This is a genomic window from Stenotrophomonas sp. 05L44_2 (assembly GCF_056665995.1).
Genome location: NZ_JBFTNR010000066.1, coordinates 1 through 9,482 on the forward strand (window position 1 = coordinate 1; position 9,482 = coordinate 9,482).

The window sequence follows — 9,482 nt, forward strand, 5'->3', positions numbered from 1 at the left end:
CCACAGGCTGGCGCAGGCCACGTCGACCACCGCGAACTGGCCGAAGGTGGTGGCATCGGTGCCGAACACTTCGCGCATGGCGACCATGTTGGCGCCACCGCCGATCCAGCTGCCGGCCAACGCGGCCATCCCGGCCCAGGTGTCGCCAGCCACGGTTTCCGGATGGATCAGCTTCATCACCTGGAAGGAGACGATGGCGCCGAGCATGATGCCGGCGGTGCCGGCGCAGAACACCAGCAGCAGCTTCGGCCCCAGCTTGGCGATGCCCTTCAGGTCGATCGACAGGGTCAGCAGGACCAGCGCCGCCGGCAACAGCACATCGCGGGCGACCGGGTTGTACAGCGAGGTGTTGTGGCCATCGATGACACCGGCGGTGTTGTAGATGGCGGGGATGAAATAGCACAGCAGCAGTGCAGGCACCCAGGCGAAGATCTTCTTCAGCAGGGGCGTCGGGCCACTGGCGGCCCAGAAGATCAGGGCAAGGGTGGCGGCGATCAGACCAAGGCCAACGATGTCGTTGCTGATCAGGGCAGTAGCGGGTTCGGTCGGCATGGGATCCTCTGTCGATCGAAAGAGCGGAAAAGAAAAGCGCCGCATAAGCGGCGCGGGTCGAAATTAACATAGTCTTCACGCAGGGTCATGCTGCGCTGCTTGCGGCAGCGCGTCGGCCTGCCGAGAATCGCTGCATTCCCTACTGGAGCCTGCCCCATGCAACTCGGCGCTTTTTCAGTCAGCCTGGCGGTGAAGGACCTGGCCACCTCACGTGCGTTCTACGAAGCGCTGGGGTTCTCGGTGACCGGTGGTGATGCGGCGCAGAACTGGTTGGTACTGCGCAACAACGGCATCGTGGTCGGCCTGTTCCAGGGCATGTTCGAGGGCAACCTGCTCACCTTCAATCCCGGCTGGGACCAGCACAAGCAGGAACTGGCGTCCTTCCAGGACGTGCGTGAGGTGCAGGCCGAGCTGGACGCCAAGGGCATCGCGCTCACGGCGCGTGCCGATCCCGATGGCGAAGGTCCGGCCTATCTGCAGCTGACCGATCCCGATGGCAACGTGATCCTGATCGACCAGCACGTGGCGCGGCCAACGGGGCGGTGACGCGGCCAGCGTGCCAAGCAAGGTTGGCACCTACCGGAACGCACGCGGCCATTGCCTGGTAGGCGTCGACCTTGGTCGACGGACAGGTCAGCCTGGCCGCGATGTACCAAAGTCGAGCGAGGCCAGGGTGCCGCGCGGCTGGCAGGGCTGCAGCTGCAGGGTCCAGCCCAGGTGCTCGCACAGCCGCGCGATCAGTTCCAGGCCGATGCCGCCGCGGTCGCCGCGCTCACCGCGGGCCATCCGCGCGTGGATCGCTGCGATCTCCTCCGGGCTCATGCCATGGCCGGGGTCCTGCAGGGTCAACACCGCTGCCGAGGTCAGGCGCAGCTCGATATGACCGCGGCCGCTGTTCTCGATGGCATTGCGCAGCAGGTTGCCGATCGCTGCCTGCACCACCGCCAGCGGCGCGACGATGTCGACCGGCGCGGCCTGGATGCCGATGCTCAGGTCCTTGTCGCCCAGCAGGTGGCGATGGTCGTCGACGATCTCCGGCAGCAGCTGGTCCAGCGCGATGCGCTCGGCACGGGCAGCCAGGCGAGCGGGATCACGCGCCAGCACCAGCAACAGCTCGATCAGCTGCTCAACGCCCTGCGCGGTACGCAGCACACGCTGCATCTGCTGTCGTGCGCGCTCAGGCAGGCCGGGCTGCTCCAGCGCCAGTTCGGCGGCACCGGTCATCACTGCGATCGGCGTGCGCAGTTCATGGCTTGCGGTACTGATGAACACCCGCTCGCGCTCGACGAACTGCTCGTTGCGATCAAGGTAATCGTTCAGCGCATCGGCGATGGTGTGCAGCTCGGAACTGCCGCGCGGATCGACGTCAATGCGCTGGCCCTGCACGCCGGGCCGCAGTGCACCGATGTGCTGGGCCAGCAGGCTCAAGGGGCGCACCATGCGCTCCATGCCGAAGGAGGCCATCAACACGGTGACGAAGATCATGATGATGCCGGCCAGCATCACCCAGCGCGTTGCGAATTGTTCAAGATCGTGGAAATCGGAGATGTCCAGGGCCAGCGCAACCCGCCCCATCGAGCCGGTATCGCGCACCATCACCGCCGTCTCGCGCTCGCCGATCATCACCCCGTCATGCAACCCCGGATGCAGGGTGCGCAGGCTGGCGGGCATGTTGGCTTCATTGAAGCGGAACAGGCTCAGCGTGTCCGAGTCCTGCCAGCGATAGTGCGGCTCGTGCTCGGTGTGCTCGACGATGCTGTCCAGTTCGGAATTGAGCAGCGCGCGCCACGCCGCGTGCTCGGCGTGTTCGTGCACGTAGTTGCCCACACTGAACACCGCCAGCGAAATCAGCGCCAGGTAGCCCAGCAGCCACCACACCACCCGCCGATACAGCGGCCCGGGCTTACGCGCCATCGTCATCGTTCCGTGCGTCCGCGCCTGCGGTGGACGCCAGCCGGTAGCCCACCCGTGGCAGGGTGTGGATCAGCTTGTCGGCAAAGGGGCCGTCCACGCTGCGGCGCAGTTCGTACACATGCGAGCGCAGCAGGTCACCGTCCGGTGGTTCGTCACCCCACAGGGCGAATTCCAGCTGCTGCCGGGTGACCGCACCCGGGCTGGCGCGCATCAGTACTTCCAGCAGCTTGCGGCAGGCCGGGTACAGGTGCAGCACCTGGCCGGCGCGCTGCGCCTCCAGGCTGGCCAGGTCCAGCACCAGGTCGCCCACCTGCAGGCGCTTGCGCGGATTGCGACCCTGCGCGCGCAGCAGCAGCGCCTCCAGGCGCACTTCCAGTTCCGGCAGTGCGAATGGCTTGGTCAGGTAATCATCTGCGCCGGCCCGGAAGCCGGCGATCTTGTCCGGCAGTTCGTCGCGTGCGGTCAGCATGATCACCGGCACTTCCGAGGCRTGCTCGGAGCGCAGCCGCCGCAGCACCTCCGGGCCTTCCATGCGCGGCAGCATCCAGTCCAGGATCACCGCGTCATACGGGTGGCTGCCGGCMAGGTGCAGGCCGGTGATGCCATCCGGGGCCACGTCGAGCACATGCCCGCGCGACTCGAAATAGTCGAACAGGTTGGCCACCAACTGGCGGTTGTCCTCGATCACCAACAGGCGCATGCACGAAACATCCACGGAAGTTCATGCCATGGTAGCGCTGCGGATGTCGGAATGCGGTCGCCATGCCGGCCGCTCCGACGGCTTTCCCACGTGCCCCTCATCAGAATGGCCGTTTTGCTCCCGGAGCCTGCCGTGCCCGTTGCCCTGYCCCGCCGTTGGCACCTGCCGCTGCTGTGGTTGTTGATCGTGATGGCGCTGGCGGCCGGGCTTGGCATGCGCCAGCCGCAGCCACCGGACGAACCACGCTTCGTGCTGGCCGCACGTGCCATGGTGGAGAGCGGCGAGTGGCTGCTGCCACACCGGGGCAGCGAGCTGTACGCCGAGAAGCCGCCGGTGTTCATGTGGCTGCAGGCCGCCGCCCACCAGGTGGTCGGCAGCTGGCAGTGGTCGTTCCTGCTGCCGTCGCTGCTGGCCGCGCTGCTCAGCCTGTGGCTGGTGTCCGACCTGGCACGCCGGCTATGGTCGCCACGGCATTCGTTGTACGCGCTTGGCGCACTGTTCTGCACCCTGCAGTTCGGCCTGATGGCCAAGCGCGCGCAGATCGACATGGTGCTGGTGGGCATGACCACGCTGGCCCTGTGGGGCCTGCTGCGCCACCTCTGCGAGCGCCGCAACCTGCCGGCCCTGTGGCTGGCCGGCTTCGCCGCCGGCGTCGGCACGGTGACCAAGGGGGTGGGCTTCCTGCCCTTGCTGATGGTGCTGCCCTGGCTGGGCTGGCGGCTGTACCAGCGCCGTCGCGGCCGGCCGGTGGACGGCCCCCACCCCGCCAGCCTGCTGTGGCTGATTCCGGCCTTCCTGYTGGGCACGGCGGTGTGGCTGGCACCGCTGGGCTGGGCGCTGCTGCATGAACCCAGTGCATCACTGCAGTCGTACGCCCACGAACTGTTGTTCAAGCAGACCGGCACCCGCTATGCCAACGCCTGGCACCATCGCCAGCCGGTCTGGTACTACCTGCAGGTGATCGCCACGCTGTGGCTGCCGGGTGCGCTGCTGCTGCCGCTGATGGTCAAACCGTGGTGGCGCCGGCTGCGTCGCGGCGACCAGCGCCAGTGGCTGCTGCTGGGCTGGGCCGCGCTGGTCCTGCTGTTCTTCACTGCCAGCCCGGGCAAGCGCGAGGTGTACGTGCTGCCGATGCTGCCGGCGATGGCACTGGCGGTGGCGCCGCTGTTGCCCGGCCTGCTGCGTCGCCTGTGCGTGCGTCGCTATCTGTTCGGCTACAGCCTGCTGCTGATGCTGGCCACCGGCGCGCTTGGCGTGATGATGCTGACCGACAGCCCCTGGGCGCAGGCGCAGCTGGCACGGCGGGCGATGCCCGACACCCTGCTGCCCGTGTTCGGAGATGGCCTGCTGACCTTCGCCATCGCCGTGGCGACGCTGGCGGTGTGGCTGCGGATACGACGCGCGGCCACGCTGGTACTGCTCACCCACGGCCTGCTGTGGATGCTGTACGGACTGGTGCTGATACCGGCGCTGGACCCCTACGCCTCGGCGTCGGCGGTGATGCGCCGGGTGGGCACACGGATCGGCCCCGATGCGGAACTGGCGCTGGTGGCCTGGCGCGAACAGAACCTGCTGCAGGCCGACCGGCCGGTGCGCGAGTTCGGCTTCAAGCGGCCGTGGGCAGAGCAGTGGCACGACGCCGGTCCATGGTTGGCCGAGGCGCCGGACAAGCGCTGGCTGCTGGTACTGGACAAGGCCATGAGCCCCTGTGTCGATCCGGCCCAGGTCATCGAGATCGGTGTTGCCAATCGCAATCGTTGGCAGTTGCTTCCGGGCACCGCCTGGGATGCGGCCTGCCATGCCGAGCGTGCAGGCGCCAACGACGAAGAAGACTGAACGATGATGCGCGCCGGGCACCGATTAACCCGGCGCAAACGCGTGTACGACCCTTCTCCGACATGCCAGTGACGAGCATGGCCGCGGATTCCCGTAACGGCCCCTTCCCTGCATGCCCGCTCGCCCTCTTGTCCCGGCAGTCTCCTTTGCGCCCTCGCTGCTGGCGTCGCGTTTTGCCGTTACCCATCTTTGGCTGCCTTCTGTCATCGGCGTTGCGGTGTTCACCGTGCTGATGGGCCTGGGTGGCGACCAGTGGCTGGCCGACCATCTGTTCCGGCTGGAAGGCGGCCGCTGGGCGCTGCAGGATGCATGGCTGACGCGTTCGGTGGTGCACAAGGCCGGCAAGTGGCTGAGCACCGCTGCGGCACTGGTGGCGATGCTGCTGTGCTTCCACCACTGGCGCCGCGGCCGCGATCGCACGCTGCGTTGGGCGCTGCTGTATGTGGTGGTGGCCGTGGCACTCGGCACCGGGCTGATCTCGCTGCTGAAGTCGCTGGTGCCGATGGACTGCCCGTGGGATCTGCTGCGCTATGGCGGACACGATCCGTTCGTCGGTCTTCTCAGCAGCCGCCCGACCGGCATGGCCGCCCGCGCCTGCTTCCCCGCCGGCCACGCAAGCGCGGGATACGCATGGATGTGCCTGTACTTCTTCGCGCTGCTGTGGCGCCCCGCCTGGCGTTGGGCCGGGCTGTGGATCGGCCTCGGCAGCGGCCTGGTGTTCGGCATCGGCCAACAGCTGCGCGGCGCCCACTTCCTTTCGCATGACGTTGCCACCGCCTTGATCTGTTGGCTGCTGTCGCTGGGCCTGTATCTGGTGGTCCGCCGCCAGTTGGATCGCTCGACCCGCCAGGAGGCGGTTGCATGAACGCATCGGTCCAACGTTCCTTGCGGCTGCCGACACTGGCCAGCATCCGCGCATGGCGGCCACAGCTGTCCACCGAAGCACTGATCGTGCTGACCAGCCTGTTCTTCGCTGTGGCCGGCAATGGCCTGTTCTGGCACAGCGCCATGGCCAGCCATCCGGGCAGCCTGCGCTATGCGCTTTCGCTGTTGTTGCTGCTGCTGGGTGCACACGGTGTGCTGCTGGGCATCCTGGTGTGGCGCTGGAATGCCAAGGTGGTGATCAGCGTGCTGCTGCTGGTCACCGCGTTTGCCGCGCACTACATGAGCCGTTACCACATCTATCTGGATGCGGACATGCTGCGCAACGTGCTGGCTACCGACCCCAAGGAAAGCCGCGAACTGATGACGGTGTCGCTGCTGTGGCCGGTCCTGCTGCTGGCTGTGTTGCCGATGGTGGTGCTGTGGCGTGTTGACCTGCGCCGCCGCAGCTGGGGCCGCAGCCTGCTGTGGCGCATCGGCTTCCTGCTGGTCGCTGCGGTCACCGCACTCGGTGGCGCGCTGGTGTCCTTCCAGGATGTGTCGGCCTTGATGCGCAACCAGCGCGAAGTGCGCTACCTGGCAACGCCGGCCAATGTGCTGCTGGGGCTGCCGCGTGCGCTGCGCGGCGACAACCCGGTGCAACGCGCGCCGAAGCTGCCGATTGGTACCGATGCCAAGGCGACCCCGCGCGYAGCAACGAGCAAGCCACGCCTGCTGGTGATCGTGATGGGCGAAACGGTACGCGCGCAGAACTGGGGCTTGAATGGTGGCCGCAACACCACGCCGGAGCTGGCCCAGGCGGCGGTGGTCAATTTCCCGGACATGCACTCCTGCGGCACCAGCACCGAGGTTTCGCTGCCCTGCCTGTTCTCGCCATGGGGACGCCACGAGTATGACGAGAAGAAGATCCGTGCGCACCAGTCGCTGCTGCATGTACTGAACCGCGCGGGCATCGCGCCGCTGTGGCGCGACAACCAGTCCGGCTGCAAGGGCGTATGCGAGGGCCTGGACTTCCAGTCGCTGTCGGACGCGACCACGCCGGGGCTGTGTGCCGATGGCCGTTGCATGGACGAGATCCTGCTGCAGGACCTGGCGACGCAGGTGCGTGCGCGCCCGGGTGATCGAGTGGTGGTGCTGCACCAGCTGGGCAACCATGGCCCGGCCTATTTCGAGCGCTACCCGGCCGCCTTCCGTCGCTTCACCCCGACCTGTGACACCCAGGACATTGGTCGCTGCTCGCGCGAAGAGATCACCAACAGTTACGACAACGCCGTGCTGTACACCGATCACTTCCTGAGCAAGACCATCGGCACGCTGCAGGGCCTGCAGGACTACGACACGGCGATGATCTACCTGTCCGACCACGGTGAATCGCTGGGCGAAAAGGGCCTGTACCTGCACGGTGTGCCGTACGCGATCGCACCGGCCGAGCAGACCCGGGTGCCGATGACGATGTGGTTCTCGCCGGGCTTCGCCAGCAGCCGTGGACTGGACCTGCAGTGCGTGCGCAAGCGCTCGGCCAGCTACACCGACCACGACAACCTGTTCCCGTCGGTGCTGGGGCTGATGCAGGTGAAAACCTCGCTGTACGAGCGGGATCGCGACCTGTTCGCCGGCTGCGAGAGTTAGGGTTTGTCGGCAGGGCTGCGCCCTGCACCCGCAGAGGCAACGGCAACGGCCGAAGCAACAGCAACAGCGGGGTTCCTGTGGGTAGGCGGGGTGGGTCCGGTTGCGGGGGACGCCGTAAATCCGTCCATGGAGGCTCGGTCGCGCCTTGCTCGTGTGCGCTGTCCTGCGCACACGGCAAGWCCGGGGTTGGGCGTCCTGCCCARCCCGCCCGAGGCATRCCTCGGGCCCATGGCGCTYACGCCCCCGCAACCGGACCCACCCCGCCTTCGACAGATYTCCGCTGCTGTTGGTGGGTGCCGACCGTTGGTCGGCACGGGGTCGGATCCGAATTTGAGTCTCGATTTCTGACAGATCTCATCCACGCATGGCGTGGATCTACTGCCATCACCGAATTGCGTCTGGGGCAGAGCCCCCTGAGTCAGGGGGCGGCCGCGAAGCGGCGGGGGTCTGGGAGCTGGTAAGTGGGGCCCACGTTTCGCGCAGCGAAGCGTGGGAGCGACAGCGCGCATGCGATGTCGCGGTCCCTGGGCGCCGCCCGGCCGACTTCCGCCACTTGCGGTGGCAACGCCTGCCCACTAGCCTTCGGCGGTCGTTCACCACCCAAGGATCGCCCGTGAAACACCGTCATCTCCTGCTGGCCTCGGCAATCGCCGCCGCCACGCTGGCCCTGGCCGCCTGCAAGAAGGAAGCCGCCCCAGGCACCGAGACCGCCAGCAGCAGTGCACCGGCCGGCGAAACCGCTGACCAGTTCGTGGCCCGCATCAATGCCGAATTCAAGGCGGCCTACCCGGAGATGACCTCGGCGCAGTGGCTGTCCTCCACCTACATCAACAGCGATTCAGAGCGCATCGCGGCCAAGGCCAACGAGCGTTCGCTGACCCAGCTCAACAGCTGGATCGAGCAGGCCGGCAAGTTCGACGGCAAGCCGATGAGCGAAGACAGCAAGCGCGCGATCCACCTGCTGAAGCTGATGTCGTCGATGCCGGCGCCGCGCGACCCGGCCAAGCTGGCCGAACTGACCCAGATCGCCACCCGCATGGAAGGCAGCTACGGCGCAGGCAAGTACTGCACCGACGCCAACGATCCCAACTCCTGCCGCCAGCTGGGCGAACTGGAGCAGGTGCTGGCGCGCAGCCGCGACTATGACCAGCAGCTCGATGCCTGGCAGGGCTGGCACAGCACCACCAAGAGCATGCGCGGTGATTACCAGAAGTTCGTCGGCCTGGTGAATGAAGGTGCCAAGGGCATGGGCTTCACCGATGCCGGGCAGATGTGGCGCAGTGGCTATGACATGCCGCCGGAGCAGATCGGCCCGGAAACCGATCGCCTGTGGGAACAGGTCAAGCCGATGTACGAGCAGCTGCACTGCTACGCGCGCGGCAAGCTGGACAAGACCTATGGCAAGGACAAGGCCGAGGTGGGCAACGGCCTGATCGCCGCGCACCTGATGGGCAACATGTGGCAGCAGGACTGGTCCAACCTGTGGGACCAGCTGGAACCGTACCCGGGCGCCGGCAGCCTGGACATCACTGCAGCGCTGGAAAAGCAGTACCAGACCAACCTGAGCGCGGCGCTGGCCAAGGCCGGCAAGGATGCGAACGTAGCCGCGCAGTACAAGGCGCAACGCGAGGCCGAACTGCGCACCGCCAAGCAGATGACCGAGCGTGCACAGGATTTCTACGTATCGCTGGGCATGCCGTCGTTGCCGCAGTCGTACTGGGACAAGACCCAGTTCATCAAGCCCGATGACCGCGACGTGGTCTGCCACGCCAGTGCGTGGGACATGAACATGGAAGGCGATGTGCGCACCAAGATGTGCATCAAGCCCAACGAAGAGAACTTCACCACCATCTACCACGAGCTGGGCCACATCTATTACGACCTGGCCTACAACCCGCTGCCGCCGCTGTTCCAGGGCGGCGCCAACGATGGCTTCCATGAAGCGATCGGCGACACCATCGTGCTGGCG

8 protein-coding genes are annotated in these 9,482 nt (G+C 66.9%); 5 read left to right on the plus strand and 3 right to left on the minus strand.

Features of this window, described 5'->3' with window-relative positions:
- A partial coding sequence (locus tag AC1VAN_RS03915; protein ID WP_480985304.1) for a DUF819 family protein occupies positions 1-552 on the minus strand: 552 nt, incomplete at its 3' end.
- Between the two features lie 156 nt (positions 553-708).
- Here AC1VAN_RS03915 and AC1VAN_RS03920 point away from each other — a divergent pair.
- Entirely contained in the window at positions 709-1,098 is a 390-nt protein-coding gene (locus AC1VAN_RS03920; protein WP_025877085.1) for a VOC family protein, read from the plus strand.
- An 87-nt stretch (positions 1,099-1,185) separates the two neighbouring features.
- Here AC1VAN_RS03920 and AC1VAN_RS03925 read toward each other — a convergent pair whose 3' ends face one another.
- Complete coding sequence (locus tag AC1VAN_RS03925; RefSeq protein ID WP_032951976.1) at positions 1,186-2,466, minus strand: sensor histidine kinase; 1,281 nt, start codon at positions 2,464-2,466, stop codon at positions 1,186-1,188.
- Complete coding sequence (locus AC1VAN_RS03930) at positions 2,456-3,166, minus strand: response regulator transcription factor (protein ID WP_025877081.1); 711 nt, start codon at positions 3,164-3,166, stop codon at positions 2,456-2,458. The genes AC1VAN_RS03925 and AC1VAN_RS03930 overlap by 11 nt, the downstream gene beginning before the upstream one ends.
- 132 nt (positions 3,167-3,298) lie before the next feature.
- Between AC1VAN_RS03930 and AC1VAN_RS03935 the strand changes: the two genes are divergently transcribed.
- From AC1VAN_RS03935 to AC1VAN_RS03950, 4 genes are all read left to right on the plus strand, one after another.
- Positions 3,299-5,002, plus strand: a complete 1,704-nt coding sequence (locus tag AC1VAN_RS03935; protein ID WP_480985305.1) for an ArnT family glycosyltransferase — start codon at positions 3,299-3,301, stop codon at positions 5,000-5,002.
- A gap of 112 nt (positions 5,003-5,114) precedes the next feature.
- The gene (locus AC1VAN_RS03940; protein WP_032977237.1) at positions 5,115-5,867 is read left to right on the plus strand and encodes a phosphatase PAP2 family protein; all 753 of its coding nucleotides are present in this window, start codon (positions 5,115-5,117) and stop codon (positions 5,865-5,867) included.
- A complete protein-coding gene (locus AC1VAN_RS03945; protein ID WP_480985306.1) occupies positions 5,864-7,513 on the plus strand; it encodes a phosphoethanolamine transferase in 1,650 nt (549 codons plus the stop codon). The genes AC1VAN_RS03940 and AC1VAN_RS03945 overlap by 4 nt, the downstream gene beginning before the upstream one ends.
- 613 nt (positions 7,514-8,126) lie before the next feature.
- Positions 8,127-9,482 (plus strand): M2 family metallopeptidase (locus tag AC1VAN_RS03950; RefSeq protein ID WP_480985307.1); only part of this gene is annotated, 1,356 nt, incomplete at its 3' end.

Coding starts and splice junctions, on each gene's coding strand:
- AC1VAN_RS03920 (WP_025877085.1), top strand. CDS start 709: ATGCAACTCGGCGCTTTTTCAGTCAGCCTGGCGGTGAAGGACCTGGCC.
- AC1VAN_RS03925 (WP_032951976.1), bottom strand. CDS start 2,466: ATGGCGCGTAAGCCCGGGCCGCTGTATCGGCGGGTGGTGTGGTGGCTG.
- AC1VAN_RS03940 (WP_032977237.1), top strand. CDS start 5,115: ATGCCCGCTCGCCCTCTTGTCCCGGCAGTCTCCTTTGCGCCCTCGCTG.